Below are 13,739 nucleotides of genomic sequence, written 5' to 3'. Positions count from 1 at the left end.
TAAAAAAAATTGTTGGACATATCCTTTCATGCTGGATTTAAAGAAATAAACCTTTTCTCTCTATTTAAACTATGATATAGTTACAAGAAAATTAGAGTATGATATATTATCCTTCGAATTGCATTAGCCCTTCGTTGAGGGATAAAGTCGTAATGAGCTGCCTGAGTAGGATGTTCTGGTTTTCATGAATAATGGGAGCATTTCTAATTTGGATGAGTCAGTTTTCCTTGATACTTCAAGTGAGTCAACCAGTCGAAGTGATGTAGACTTGTTTAGCCTATATGACATGATTGTCTCGAGCAGCCCGATTTCCGTGAGTAGATCGTGCAATTCAATTGATGAGGCTGAATTGAGTGGCAGGATTGGTGTTGCTGGTGTAAGTAGACTGGCTCGTCCGATGAAAGTAATCACAGAAATACTGAACGAGCTGAAAGGGGTAGAGGGCAGGTCATCGTTGTCGACATACTTAGACGCATTGGAAGAGGGTATTACAGATCTTGTGCGTGAGGTAGAAGAACTAATTAAGAATGATGATAGCCAGACTTGCCATAAAAATAAGCTTGAAGGTCTATATCAAGATATCCACAGAACCAAACGAAAATTAGAGTCAGAAGAAAAATTAAAAGCTTCTTTATATAGAGAAAATCAATCGTTATCAAAACAAAAAGATCAATTAAAAGAAGAGAACAAAAAGCTTTCAGCCATAAATTGTAAGCTAGATACAAAGTTAGGTATGGCAAATACAGAAAGAGAAGAATTATTTGAGAAATATACGTGTTTAAAGGTAAAGATGGAGGCAGCTCTAGGTAAAGCGGCTGAAGAGAATAAGCTATTGACACAAGAGAAAAACGAGCTCGATGACAGATACAAACACGTTTCAAGACCAAAAGAGACAAAAGATCTGGGTATACAAACAGAGGGCATAGATACATTACAAGAAAGAGCCGAATTAAATGACAACCATGAAAGAGTAATAGAGTTGGAAGAAAAGCTCAATATAGCAAATGAAGAGAATGCACAATTAACATCAAGTAATATTATTTTAAAAGAAAATGCAAAACAATCAGAAGAAAGATTGAAAGTATTTGAATCTTTACAACCCAATTTTACAGAGAAAAGCCTTTTTGATGCAATAAAAGAAGCTGATCATGGGCAAATCTGGACTCTTGATAAATCAATTCAAGTGGTAATTGAGTATGAATGTAATTCCGAAGCCACAGTACCTATAAAGAATGAAGAGCTGAGCACTGCTATAGGGGCGCTAAATACCCAACTTACAGAGCAGAAGGAAGCGCTAGATAGTGCAAATCAAGAAGTGACTCAACTCAAAGGCATAGGAGGTCAACTTAAAGGTGATATAGAAAAACTTGAAAACAAAAATAAAGTGTATTAAATAAGACTTGATCTGACACTTTAAAAAAGCAAGTTATAAAATAATAAAAGAAAGGAGTGTTAGAAATGAGTACAATACAAACAAAAATACTAAAACCAAAGCTAGGGTTATTAGAACTAGCAAAACAACTAGGAAATGTATCTCAAGCATGTAAAGTGATGGGATACTCAAGAGATACATTTTATCGATTTAAGGAGTTATATGAAAATGGAGGAGAGGGAGCATTACATGAAATAAGTAAGAAAAAACCGCTATTAGCGAACAGAGTTTCCGATAATATAGAAAGAACAGTGATTGGTATAGCAACAGAATTTCCAGCATATGGGCAAGAAAGAGCTGCAAATGAACTGAGAAAAAGAGGTATAATAATTTCTCAGGGAGGAGTAAGGTCTGTATGGCTAAGAAATGACCTTGAAACTCTCAAAAAGAGACTTAAAGCACTAGAGACAAAAGTAGCTCAAGACGGAATCATTTTAACTGAAGAACAACTTGCAGCTTTAGAAAAAATGAAAGAACAAAAGGAAGCTCATGGTGAAATTGAGACGCAACATCCAGGTTATTTGGGTTCTCAAGATACCTATTATGTGGGCAATATCAAAGGTATAGGGCGAATTTATCAGCAGACTTTTGTTGACACTTATTCCAGGGTTGCAATGGTTAAACTTTACACGGACAGAACAGCTATTACAGCTGAAGATCTTCTCAATGATAGGGTTATTCCATTTTTTGATGAGCAGAAAATTCCATTATTACGCATTCTAACTGATAGGGGTACGGAATATTGTGGCAAGCCAGAAAATCACGCTTATCAGCTATATTTGGGAATCGAAAATATCGACCATTCTAGAACCAAAGCCAACTCTCCACAAACTAATGGCATATGTGAAAGATTTCATAGAACTATGCAAGATGAGTGTTACAATATTATCTTTAGAAAGAAAATCTACAATTCTTTGGAAGATCTACAGATTGATGTTGATTGTTGGTTGCATTCTTATAATGATACAAGACCTCACTCTGGTAAGTACTGCTATGGAAAAACACCTATGCAGACTTTTCTTGATAGCAAACATATTGCTTTTCAGAAAAATATTAGTAGCATTAAACAAGAGACTGATATTAGTTTTAACTACCTCAATTCTTCTGTCAGTTAATTCTTGTCTGTCAGATTAAGTCTTATCTTTTACATCGATTTCTCGCCCTAAAATTTCTCCTATTCCTGGGCAATTGTCCATTAGATTTTTAGTAACATCTTGAGCTTGGGCCCTGTCATGAACTGCCCCTAGAAGTACTGCCACTATTTCACGATCAAATAGAGCACTTCCTCCTCCGCTTTGTAGTACTCTCTCAATTTCTTCTATAAATTTTTCACTATTATTCTTGTTATTCATAAAATATACCATTCATTAATAATAAATTGTTTTTAAATGTTTACTGCTATTTTTTTTAGCAGTATTGGCATAAAGCCATCCATTTTGGCGGAAGTCAAGTCAATTTTTTCGATTTTTTTTTGTTTATTTTTTTTATGAAGATACAAAAGATATTAATAGATGTTTATTCCCTTAAGCGATAGATCCGTGTTAAAAAAAATAAGTATCGTTTAAGGCTACTCTGCAGGCAAGTCAGTTATTGAAGAAATAGCATCAACAGAAACACCTAGTATAAGTAGATTATTTGCTACTTTGATTCCCTCTATTTTATCAATCTTTTCTTTGTAAATTCGCTTTCTTTGCAATAAAAATTCTACCCATATATCCAGTTCATCTTGTGATTCTTGATTGTTAATTTTTCTATATTCTCTTGCCCAACTTAATAATTCATTTTCTGTTTCACCATCTTCGCAATCATTTTCTTTGTATTCCTTTATCAGATCTTCAGCATCTACTGATAATTCTTTTGCTATTTCCCATAACCTTTCACTTAAAAGAGTAACACTACCTTGTTCATAATGATGTACCTGCGAGGGTCCTACATCTAGCTTTTTTGCTAATTCTTCTTGAGTATATCCCCTTATTATTCTCCACTTTTTTATCTCTTGTCCTCCGTTTGGCTCGTATCTCTCTTTATCAGCATATTCTTCAGTTGATAAGCCTGTTGCTCGATAGATAATCTCAGTATCAAACCCAGCCTTAACTAGATTCTTTGCAATTCTTATTCTTGCTGCTTTTATGTTACTTTCCTCCTCAGCTCGGACAGATTTGGTTAATGCATAAATTGCTTTGTGTCCCCCCGTTTTTTTGTATTTTTCTATGAAATTATACATTTCCCGGCTCTTAGCTTTGTCAAAACAACTGTTTTCTTTTAGTACTTTTTGTCTTGGAAAAAGATTTCTAAAAAGATTTCTAATAGGAATTGATAATGCGTCCGCTATCAATTTTAGCCTTTCAGTTGGAATGCCACATTTTCCTTTTACATACCTTAGAAGCGTATAGTATTCTATACCTGTTTTATTTGCTAAATCTTTTACAGTATATTTCCGCTTTAATATCCAGCTTCTTACATTCTGCGCTATTTCGTATCTTATGGAGATAGTAGTACGTTTTGCCATGCCGCTAACAGAAATAAACTACACATTATTACACAGGTGAGCATAAATTTACCATGAAAATGTTGACTTCAAGCTCTTTATTATGAAAGGTGAGAGAGCTCGATGGTAGGTTTACGCTCGCACTTTTATTAAGCTCTTGCACCAAAAAGCGTTAAAAATGGTCCTTGACAGATGCTAAAGTCATGGCATCCATTTGCTGGGCTTTTAAGGTAGCAGGGTTGATAAAAGATGTACAAAAGGCGTCTAAAGCAGAGGATGCTATTCTAAGCCTACCTCTGAAGGTCATTTTTTCTCGAAGCTTAAAAAAACAAGATTTCAATATAAAAAAGTTGAATATTTCTTCAGAATTGTGTATAATTATTAATGCTTTTTAGGTATTCTTGCTATGGCTCTTTCGAAATTTCTCGATCCTAAATTTGACCTGTCCTTCAAACGAGTGTTTGGCACTGAGAAAAATAAGAATATCCTTATTCACTTTTTAAATGACATCTTAGGGTTTACTGGTGTTAACACAATTCAAGATGTTGAGTTTCTTAGCACTATCATGAATCCTGAAATTGCTTCTGATAAACAAAGCATTGTTGATGTTCTTTGTAAAGATTTATACGGAAATAGGTATATTGCGGAAATGCAACTCGCTCGTGATAAAGGCTTTGAAAAACGTGCCCAACTTTATGCTGCTAAAGCTTACTCAAGACAATCTGGCAGTTACATTGATTTTAAGAAAGTATTCTTTATTGCTATTTCTAATAGTACGCTATTTCCTCCAGAGGTTGAATACATTTCCACTCATAATATACGAGAGATAAAAACTAATGGCCATTATCTAAAGGATTTTCAATTCGTCTTTATTGAGTTGCCTAAATTTACAAAAAATAGAGTAGAGCAACTAGAGAGCACAGTAGAAAGGTGGGTTTTCTTTTTTCGGTATGCAGAAAATACTACAGATGAAGACCTAAAAGATATTGCAGAGAAAGCCCCAGTAATCAAGTTAGCATATGATGCATTAGACAAATTTAGTTGGAGTGAAAAGGATCTAGCAGCATACGAAGAAAGAGTTTTGAGTGTACAGAAAGAAGCTGCTATTTGGGAACAACGCCTTGATGATGCTTCTGCTAAAGGTAGACTAGAAGGCATCCTTATCGGACATGAAAAAGGCAGAGCTGAAGGTAAGCAGGAAGGTAGGGAAGAGGGCGAAAAACAGGCTAAAATAGCTGTGGCCAAAAACTCACTCAAGGCCGGTGTCTCTATTGATGTTATCGCTCAAATTACCGGCCTTTCCCTCGATGAAATCAAAAAGTTAAGGAATTAGAATTTTACCTTGTTTTCTTAAATCCCTATCCTGAATTAAATGACCTTGAACAGAGGTATTATTTAGATAACTTCTAGGCTCCAAGCTTATTTGTTGTTCTTTTACGTTACTTGCTTTTAACATATTGTCTCTGCTTAATATCTGTTGCATTGATTGATCTATTACTGGATCTATTCTGCTATTAAATTCAGTCATAAACTTACCAAAATTTTTCTTACTTAATCTTTCAGGGTCTCCCGGTTCTCTACCAGGCAATGCTTTCTCTACGTGTGATTTTAAAACCCCTGAAATCTCATTAATTTTATCACTCATGACTTTTCCAGTAATCTCTTTTCGTATTTCCATAAAATCAATATTTAACCGGTGCATTGATATACCACTTTTTGACGCAGCTTGCTCTACTATTTTCTTACTGACCTTACCCAGGAAAAGTGGAGAGAAAGTTGAGACGTTTTTATAGTAAAAAATGTTTTCATAAAGAGGTGCAATATGACAAATGGAAGAGAGTATACAGCAGAGTTCAAAGAAGAAGCTGTAAAACTTTTCAGAGAAAGGGGAGAAACAATTTCACAAATAGCAAGGGATCTAGGTATAAATCCCGGTATATTAGGTAAGTGGATAAAGAAGTATAACGAGAAAAAGTCAGCAGTAAATGCATTTCCGGGCAGGGGTAACGTAGCGCCTTATGATAAAGAGAGATTTGACTTAAAGAGAGAGTTAGCAAGAGTAACAAGGGAAAGAGACATTTAAAAAAAAGCCCTGGGATATTTTGCCAGTCAAAAAGAGTAAAATATCTTTTTATAAAAGAGCATAGCAATTGCTATAAAGTACAAGAATTATGTAGAATTTCTGGTGTATCTGCTAGTGGTTATTACAAATGGCTTGCTAAAAAAATAAGCAATAGGGAATTGGCAAAAAAAGATCTATTAGCAGATATTCAAAAAATACATCAAGTTTCTAAATGCAGATATGGTGCCCCTAAAATTCATGCTGAATTGAAAGCTTTAGATAAAAATTACAACATCAAAACAGTGCAAAATGTTATGAAAGAAAATGGCATTAAGGCTATACTTAAAAGAAAATTTAAAACCAAGAAACGGCAAACTGACAATAGAGTCATAGTTCCCAATATATTAGATCAAAATTTTATTACCGATCAACCAAATAAAGTGTGGGTGACTGATATTACTTATATAAGAACCAAGAAAGGATGGCTATATTTGGCAGTAGTAATCGATCTATATTCACGTATGGTAGTTGGCTGGTCGATGAGTAGCTCAATAAATAAACAGTTGGTTATTGACTCTTTGTTAATGGCCATTTACAAGCGTAACCATCCCAAGAATCTACTATTACATAGCGATCAAGGTTCACAATATACTTCAAAAAATTACCAAAATCTACTAGCTATAAAGAACATAGTTCCTAGCATGAGTCACAAAGGCTATTGTTACGACAATTCCGTTGTAGAAAGTTTCTTTAGTTCTCTGAAAAGAGAGTTATTAATAAATACTGCTAAGTACTCCAAACAGTCTATTAAAACTGCTATATTTGAATATATAGAAATTTTTTATAACAAACAACGCAGACATTCTACTATTAACTATTGCATCCCTGAGCTTTTTGATTCATCATTCTCTTTGTAAAAACATTCCCAACTTTCTCTCCACTTTTCCTGGGTAAGGTCAGTGTAAAGTAGTCCAACTTTTTGAGAGTCGATCTTTGATTACAATATAATCCGGACTTCTTTCAGCAGTTTTATCAAGGAAAAAATTGACTATATCCCATTCACCATTTCTAGCAGCTTCATTGACAAGATATCTTAATTCTTTCCTTGGATCAACTTCCCTTGACTCAAGGTAGACAGGATGTTCCTCCTCTTGTAAAGAGTTCCTATGGTGTTGTATATCACGTATCTCGCGAGTAGATCCACAATTTTCAACCTTCCACTTAAATTTATCACCCCCTAGATTTGAAGGCCAGGTAAACACACGCCGCCGTTCACTGTCAAATTGGAAATCCTTATAATCATTAGGTGAATATAAGTACCTTCCATATTCAACATTCTTTAGATATACACTATCACCATTAAGTTCAACCTTCCACTTAAATTTATTATTCCCTAAATTTGAGGGCCAGGTAAACACACGCCGCCGTTCACTGTCAAATTGGAAATCCTTATAATCATTAGGTGAATATAAGTACCTTCCATATTCAACATTTTTAATACATACCTTTGACGAAAATACTAGATTCCCCAATGACTCTGGTAATTCTTTTTTTATTTCTTCAAGCTCAGATCTTTTTTCTGAATTGACACTACTGTAATCACCTGCTTCCATAACTTCCTTCACATAAAAGGCCAAATTAAACACTGCATTATTGTTAAGGTTGTTCTCCCTTTTCATCTTATCAAACACAGCTACATAACCTTGAATTCTCTGTGTAGCAAAATTATAGCTACGTATAAAGCTTAACACTTCTTCTGTATCTATTTCTTTATATAAATCATTCACAACTTTTTTGATTATTTCACCAAACAACTTTCCATCAAATTTGTAAATCTTATTAGCAAGCTCAGTAGTTGAAGCATAACTATCATCTAACATATCATTCTTTAACTCTTTTTTTGCTATACCCTTTATCGAATCTCTCAGACTACTTACATAAGATGCCAACCATTCTTTTACATTAGATGGAGTATTTGCTCGACTAATAATTTCCTTCTCTAAACTTCTAATCAGTTTCATCATCTTATATGGGTTACCATCAATATTTTCACCAAAAAAAGATTTGACCACATCTAACTTATCTTCCTTGACAGCCAAATACAGAGGTGTCTCATTCCTCTTACTCCTAGCTTCAATGTTGGCACCTTTATCTATAAGAAACTTGACATATTAGGTTCATTATAACAAACAGCATAGTGTCATGGTGTCCAATACCATTTGTCTTTAGCATTGATATCACCAACTTTGGCTAGCAGAAGGTCGAACACACCATTTACTAGATTCAAATTACCGTTGTAAACAGCATAGTGTAACAAAGTCCAACTTTCTGACCATTTGTTTTTATTCTCAATATCGGTACTGCTCCTGTTAGCAGTCTCATCAAGAAAAGCTTTAACTTTATTCCATTCACCTTCCTGAGCTAATTTGCTTATCAAGGGCTTAAATCCTAAAGTTACCACTAACTCATTACACTGACCTATTGCATTTTGGTCATAACCACTCAGTAAAAGGTCCTCTTTTAACTTTTTAAGTAGCGTTAAAACTTGATCACTATTTTGCATTTTATTTTTGAATTCCTCAATTTGCTCTACACTGCAGAGCTTTTCTGTAAAGTTAATTTGATCTTGTAGTGAAGAAAAACCTAAACACTCATATGTTTTATTTCCACTCTCAAAGCCATTAACTGACACTAAACACTTAAAATCATTTTCCGTTTCTGTGCCATCAGCTCTGTTTTGATAATTTTCTGAAGCTTTATCAATCAAGGTTTGTATTTCTTCCACATTAGATAAGCTAAACCTATTCAACCTACGAATTACTATTGGATCCAAGCCTAAATCAAATTCCAATGTAGAAATTCTGTAAGATTCAGAACTATCCCAGTTTTTTATATTAAGACCTGCTGCGAATCAAGCGATAAAAAAAAGGAAAGGAGGGTGACTAAAATCAAGGTTAACTAAAAGGCGTGCTTAAGATTTACAATACCAGCAATAATATTGAACCTCAGGTTATATTTTTTCTGAAAATTGCGATAAACATTCGACATAATCTTAAATATCTTTATCTCTCGGATCTTGTTTTCTACTCTCATTCTAAATGATGCTAATCTTCTATTATGCTCTGGAGTTAATGGCTTTTTACGATACTTTTTATATGGAATTATAACTGACCTTACCCAGGAAAAGTGGAGAGAAAGTTGGGAATGTTTTTACAAAGAGAATGATGAATCAAAAAGCTCAGGGATGCAATAGTTAATAGTAGAATGTCTGCGTTGTTTGTTATAAAAAATTTCTATATATTCAAATATAGCAGTTTTAATAGACTGTTTGGAGTACTTAGCAGTATTTATTAATAACTCTCTTTTCAGAGAACTAAAGAAACTTTCTACAACGGAATTGTCGTAACAATAGCCTTTGTGACTCATGCTAGGAACTATGTTCTTTATAGCTAGTAGATTTTGGTAATTTTTTGAAGTATATTGTGAACCTTGATCGCTATGTAATAGTAGATTCTTGGGATGGTTACGCTTGTAAATGGCCATTAACAAAGAGTCAATAACCAACTGTTTATTTATTGAGCTACTCATCGACCAGCCAACTACCATACGTGAATATAGATCGATTACTACTGCCAAATATAGCCATCCTTTCTTGGTTCTTATATAAGTAATATCAGTCACCCACACTTTATTTGGTTGATCGGTAATAAAATTTTGATCTAATATATTGGGAACTATGACTCTATTGTCAGTTTGCCGTTTCTTGGTTTTAAATTTTCTTTTAAGTATAGCCTTAATGCCATTTTCTTTCATAACATTTTGCACTGTTTTGATGTTGTAATTTTTACCTAAAGCTTTCAATTCAGCATGAATTTTAGGGGCACCATATCTGCATTTAGAAACTTGATGTATTTTTTGAATATCTGCTAATAGATCTTTTTTTGCCAATTCCCTATTGCTTATTTTTTTAGCAAGCCATTTGTAATAACCACTAGCAGATACACCAGAAATTCTACATAATTCTTGTACTTTATAGCAATTGCTATGCTCTTTTATAAAAAGATATTTTACTCTTTTTGACTGGCAAAATATCCCAGGGCTTTTTTTTAAATGTCTCTTTCCCTTGTTACTCTTGCTAACTCTCTCTTTAAGTCAAATCTCTCTTTATCATAAGGCGCTACGTTACCCCTGCCCGGAAATGCATTTACTGCTGACTTTTTCTCGTTATACTTCTTTATCCACTTACCTAATATACCGGGATTTATACCTAGATCCCTTGCTATTTGTGAAATTGTTTCTCCCCTTTCTCTGAAAAGTTTTACAGCTTCTTCTTTGAACTCTGCTGTATACTCTCTTCCATTTGTCATATTGCACCTCTTTATGAAAACATTTTTTACTATAAAAACGTCTCAACTTTCTCTCCACTTTTCCTGGGTAAGGTCAGTTCATTTGCAGCTCTTTCTTGCCCATATGCTGGAAATTCTGTTGCTATACCAATCACTGTTCTTTCTATATTATCGGAAACTCTGTTCGCTAATAGCGGTTTTTTCTTACTTATTTCATGTAATGCTTCCTCTCCTCCATTTTCATATAACTCCTTAAATCGATAAAATGTATCTCTTGAGTATCCCATCACTTTACATGCTTGAGATACATTTCCTAGTTGTTTTGCTAGTTCTAATAACCCTAGCTTTGGTTTTAGTATTTTTGTTTGTATTGTACTCATTTCTAACACTCCTTTCTTTTATTATTTTATAACTTACTTTTTTAAAGTGTCAGATCAAGTCTTATTTAATACAGCTAAGTTTTACAAACACCATGTTGTGCTGAACCTTGAATATCCACTTCTTTCAATTCAGTGTCAGGAGCAATGGGTTTTGATATTGTGTATGTAATGCCACCGGCTATCAGTGCAGATACCACAGAAGCTGCAACTATTAATAGAGCAGACAATCCGGAAGTAATACTAAGAGCAGCACCTACTGCTAACATAGCTGCAAGGCTCGCACAGGCAACTTTTGGGGAAAATTGTCTTTTTTCTACTTTTTCTAGTGACACTTCATTTGTTTTAGTTTTTGTTTTGCCTAATGCACCCTTAAGTGTTGTGTTTTCATTTTTCAGATTTTTTATTTCTTGTCTTAGTGATTCATTCTCTTTATTGAATTGTTTCAACTTAGTCTCATGTCCAGCTATGCAACTTTTTGATTCTTCTAGTTCCTTTTGCGTTTTTTCTAACAACGCTTTTGCTTTAGTTTCTGTTTTGTCTAATTTATCCTTAAGCGTTGCATTTTTACTTTCTAGATCTTGTATTTTTTGTTTTAGTGATTGATCCTCTTCATTGAGTTCCTCCAGTACTTCCAATTTAGTCTCGTGTCCAGTGATATAACTTCTCAATTCTGTTAGTTCCTTTTGCGCTTTTTCTAATGGTACTTCGTTTTTTTTAGTTTTTTCTAATTCACCCTTAAGCGTTGCGTTTTTACTTTTTAGATCTTGTATTTGTTGTTTTAGTGATTGATTCTCTTCCTTTTGAGATCGCAGTGCGTTTTCTAGAGTCTGATTATCAACATTTTCCTCAACATGATTTGCCCCATCATGATTTATTTCGGAACGGGAAGAGGTATTAGATGCAGTCTCAAGTCCTAATTCTAGACCGCTGTCCTCACTATCACTTTCATCAGTAAGAATCCGTTTATCACTATATGTAGCATTTGGTTTTTTCAGTAACTCAATTTCTTCTATCCTACTCTTAACACTAACACATGATTGCTCATCTACTGTACTGTTACTACTTTCATCAGTAGAATTTAAAGAGGTCCGTTTATTACCATTTTCTAGTGCAGCAGTTGCATTATTTCCCTTCACAACTAAATCTTCTGGAATTTCATTCGCTTTCGTTATGATATCTCTTGAAGTTTTGTCTTTATTCTTTTCTAATTTAGGATTTGCGTTAGCATCTGATAAAAGCTGAACTATCTCTTGATTACCATTAGATTTAGCAATGTCCAAAGCAGTTGGTCCATCATTAGATCCATCTTTGACTCGAGTTTTAACACTTGCTTTCTTTTTCAGTAGAAGTTCTACTGTCAATAAATTGTTACACGCTGCAGCAAGATGTAATAATGTCCAATCTTCTATTTTGTCTGAAATTTTTATACTGAATTGATGCTCCTTACTAAAATTACGTTTAAACTTGTCGTATTCTGCATAATCTTTTTGATGTAACTCACCTTTTATTTTTTGGAGCAAATTATTCTTATTCAAACCTTTACTCTCACTCACATTGCATATTATTTCAAAAAACTCTTCCTTTTCTATTGGCATAACCTTTACACCTAATTTATTTATTATTGCTGAACAATCCCACAAAAAAGTTAAATTTACCTAAATCCTATATTTGATCTAAAAATTAGTCATAAACATTTTCTATGCAAGTAGCTGACACTGGTTTGCTCTATAATGGTATCACAGCAGTCCTACGTCATACTGCCGCGGTATCTCTAGATCCCGCTAACAAGCAGCGGGATGACAAGATTATCGTCATTCCGCCGCAGACCGTCATACCGCGATTCATTCGCGGTATCTCATCCGCTAACAAGAGATCCCGCTAACACGTAGCGGGATGACGGTTGTCGTTTAGCTATAAGTATTAAGAAATTCACCAAACGAAAAAAAAGGCAAAAGAAGCCCTAGTCATTGTCTATTTTCAGTATTGGCGTTTTTTAAGTCTTAAACGCTGCAATTTAGCTGCTTTTAAACGGCAACTAACCTTAGCTTTAATATTTAAGAAATTTACTAGGCAGAAAAAAAAGGCATAGAAAACCCGTGGTAGCTAGTTATTACACTCTCTATTTTAAAATTTGACGTTGGGTGATGTCTTGAACGCTTTATAAGCGCGTTTCAGCTTATGTAGGTAAAAACCTAGAAATTTTATAAAGACATACGGTGCACATAGTGCAAAAAATTAAACAATAGTACGCCAAATACAAGTTTTCTTGTCATTTTAATCTGCTGCAGAGATTGCGAAGTTAAATAAAATAGCTTCACTTTCATGATAAGGGGGTTGGCAAAGTTTGTCAAGGAAGTTTTTTCGTTTCTGCGGGCTACCTGGATTAAGATTATATAGAAGGTTTGCTATCAATAAAGCCTAAACTTACCAAATACATTTCTGTAGATTCAGATCTACTTGACTTTGGTTTAAAGTATTTTACTGTTTTAAACATTTTTTTTAGCTCGTTACAAAAATCTTTATCAGATTCTCCTTGGAAAATTTTTACTACAAACGTGCCACCATGACTCAAGAAATGCTTTGCAAAATTGAGTGCTGCCTCACATAAAAGCATAATTCTGATATGATCCAACGATTTTAAACCACAAGATTCGGGCGCCATGTCAGATAAAATTACATCAAATTTTTGATCCTTGAATTTTTCTCTTAAAATTTCAAGCCCATTGATAATATCGCATTGTATAAACTCTACTCCATTAATTGCGTTCATTGGTTTCATGTCAAGAGCAACTACATTTGCACCTTTCTGAGACGCAACTTGTGACCATCCACCAGGAGAAGCACCAAGATCAATAATTTTTTGCCCTTCTTGAAATAATTTAAATTTATTATCCATTTCTACCAGCTTATATGCTGAGCGTGACCTATAACCATCCTTGCTAGTTTTTCGCACATACTGATCATTCAAATGACGATGTAGCCACCTTGTTGAAGATAGTTTTTTGCCTCTAGCCGTCTTTACTCTAGTTTT

General features: G+C 34.1%; 14 protein-coding genes and 2 pseudogenes. 5 read left to right on the top strand and 11 right to left on the bottom strand.

The features are described from left to right. Nucleotides 1-208 precede the first annotated feature (208 nt). Both MWH06_05525 and MWH06_05520 read left to right on the top strand, forming a co-directional pair. Complete coding sequence (locus MWH06_05525; protein UPA54740.1) at nt 209-1,393, top strand: hypothetical protein; 1,185 nt, start codon at nt 209-211, stop codon at nt 1,391-1,393. A gap of 65 nt (nt 1,394-1,458) precedes the next feature. Continuing rightward, on the top strand, nt 1,459-2,547 hold the full coding sequence (locus MWH06_05520) for an IS481 family transposase (protein UPA54739.1): 1,089 nt from the start codon (nt 1,459-1,461) through the stop codon (nt 2,545-2,547). A gap of 15 nt (nt 2,548-2,562) precedes the next feature. Here MWH06_05520 and MWH06_05515 read toward each other — a convergent pair whose 3' ends face one another. Together MWH06_05515 and MWH06_05510 are read right to left on the bottom strand one after the other, a co-directional pair. Beyond that, on the bottom strand, nt 2,563-2,784 hold the full coding sequence (locus tag MWH06_05515) for a hypothetical protein (protein UPA54738.1): 222 nt from the start codon (nt 2,782-2,784) through the stop codon (nt 2,563-2,565). A gap of 215 nt (nt 2,785-2,999) precedes the next feature. Then, nucleotides 3,000-3,941, bottom strand: coding sequence for a helix-turn-helix transcriptional regulator (locus tag MWH06_05510; GenBank protein UPA54737.1), 942 nt, complete (start codon nt 3,939-3,941; stop codon nt 3,000-3,002). A 385-nt stretch (nt 3,942-4,326) separates the two neighbouring features. Here MWH06_05510 and MWH06_05505 point away from each other — a divergent pair, with 385 nt between their 5' ends. Further along, on the top strand, nt 4,327-5,253 hold the full coding sequence (locus tag MWH06_05505) for an Rpn family recombination-promoting nuclease/putative transposase (protein UPA54736.1): 927 nt from the start codon (nt 4,327-4,329) through the stop codon (nt 5,251-5,253). On the opposite strand, the gene MWH06_05500 is transcribed toward MWH06_05505, so the two are convergent. Further along, entirely contained in the window at nt 5,242-5,598 is a 357-nt protein-coding gene (locus MWH06_05500; protein ID UPA54735.1) for a hypothetical protein, read from the bottom strand. The genes MWH06_05505 and MWH06_05500 overlap by 12 nt on opposite strands. 144 nt (nt 5,599-5,742) lie before the next feature. Between MWH06_05500 and MWH06_05495 the strand changes: the two genes are divergently transcribed. Together MWH06_05495 and MWH06_05490 are read left to right on the top strand one after the other, a co-directional pair. After that, on the top strand, nt 5,743-6,003 hold the full coding sequence (locus MWH06_05495; protein ID UPA54734.1) for a transposase: 261 nt from the start codon (nt 5,743-5,745) through the stop codon (nt 6,001-6,003). Nucleotides 6,004-6,017: 14 nt separating this feature from the next. Further along, nucleotides 6,018-6,899 (top strand): IS3 family transposase, encoded by an 882-nt coding sequence (locus tag MWH06_05490; GenBank protein ID UPA55762.1) that lies wholly within the window; start codon nt 6,018-6,020, stop codon nt 6,897-6,899. A 39-nt stretch (nt 6,900-6,938) separates the two neighbouring features. Here MWH06_05490 and MWH06_05485 read toward each other — a convergent pair whose 3' ends face one another. From MWH06_05485 to MWH06_05450, 8 genes and pseudogenes are all read right to left on the bottom strand, one after another. Next, complete coding sequence (locus MWH06_05485; GenBank protein UPA54733.1) at nt 6,939-8,081, bottom strand: hypothetical protein; 1,143 nt, start codon at nt 8,079-8,081, stop codon at nt 6,939-6,941. Nucleotides 8,082-8,182: 101 nt separating this feature from the next. Beyond that, nucleotides 8,183-8,833, bottom strand: coding sequence for an ankyrin repeat domain-containing protein (locus tag MWH06_05480; GenBank protein ID UPA54732.1), 651 nt, complete (start codon nt 8,831-8,833; stop codon nt 8,183-8,185). A gap of 107 nt (nt 8,834-8,940) precedes the next feature. Continuing rightward, nucleotides 8,941-9,153, bottom strand: a pseudogene (locus MWH06_05475) (IS5/IS1182 family transposase). A 39-nt stretch (nt 9,154-9,192) separates the two neighbouring features. Next, on the bottom strand, nt 9,193-10,074 hold the full coding sequence (locus MWH06_05470; GenBank protein ID UPA55761.1) for an IS3 family transposase: 882 nt from the start codon (nt 10,072-10,074) through the stop codon (nt 9,193-9,195). A 14-nt stretch (nt 10,075-10,088) separates the two neighbouring features. Continuing rightward, a complete protein-coding gene (locus MWH06_05465) occupies nt 10,089-10,349 on the bottom strand; it encodes a transposase (GenBank protein UPA54731.1) in 261 nt (86 codons plus the stop codon). A gap of 74 nt (nt 10,350-10,423) precedes the next feature. Then, nucleotides 10,424-10,708 (bottom strand): annotated as a pseudogene (locus tag MWH06_05460) (helix-turn-helix domain-containing protein). Between the two features lie 74 nt (nt 10,709-10,782). Further along, nucleotides 10,783-12,303, bottom strand: a complete 1,521-nt coding sequence (locus MWH06_05455; protein UPA54730.1) for an ankyrin repeat domain-containing protein — start codon at nt 12,301-12,303, stop codon at nt 10,783-10,785. Between the two features lie 794 nt (nt 12,304-13,097). Beyond that, nucleotides 13,098-13,676 carry an RlmE family RNA methyltransferase gene (locus MWH06_05450; protein UPA54729.1) on the bottom strand — a complete coding sequence of 193 codons (579 nt, stop codon included), beginning with the start codon at nt 13,674-13,676 and terminating at the stop codon, nt 13,098-13,100. Nucleotides 13,677-13,739: the final 63 nt, after the last annotated feature.

This window comes from Wolbachia pipientis (genome assembly GCA_023052945.1).
In the GTDB taxonomy this organism is placed as follows: Bacteria; Pseudomonadota; Alphaproteobacteria; order Rickettsiales; family Anaplasmataceae; genus Wolbachia.
Note: the sequence above shows the minus strand (reverse complement) of the source record. Positions and strands in the feature narration are given on the sequence as shown.

What these genes read in the sequence shown, in the direction of transcription:
- MWH06_05465 (UPA54731.1), bottom strand. Translation starts at nt 10,349, where the DNA reads ATGACAAATGGAAGAGAGTATACAGCAGAGTTCAAAGAAGAAGCTGTA.
- MWH06_05505 (UPA54736.1), top strand. Translation starts at nt 4,327, where the DNA reads ATGGCTCTTTCGAAATTTCTCGATCCTAAATTTGACCTGTCCTTCAAA.
- MWH06_05520 (UPA54739.1), top strand. Translation starts at nt 1,459, where the DNA reads ATGAGTACAATACAAACAAAAATACTAAAACCAAAGCTAGGGTTATTA.
- MWH06_05455 (UPA54730.1), bottom strand. Translation starts at nt 12,303, where the DNA reads ATGCCAATAGAAAAGGAAGAGTTTTTTGAAATAATATGCAATGTGAGT.
- MWH06_05515 (UPA54738.1), bottom strand. Translation starts at nt 2,784, where the DNA reads ATGAATAACAAGAATAATAGTGAAAAATTTATAGAAGAAATTGAGAGA.
- MWH06_05500 (UPA54735.1), bottom strand. Translation starts at nt 5,598, where the DNA reads ATGGAAATACGAAAAGAGATTACTGGAAAAGTCATGAGTGATAAAATT.
- MWH06_05495 (UPA54734.1), top strand. Translation starts at nt 5,743, where the DNA reads ATGACAAATGGAAGAGAGTATACAGCAGAGTTCAAAGAAGAAGCTGTA.
- MWH06_05510 (UPA54737.1), bottom strand. Translation starts at nt 3,941, where the DNA reads ATGGCAAAACGTACTACTATCTCCATAAGATACGAAATAGCGCAGAAT.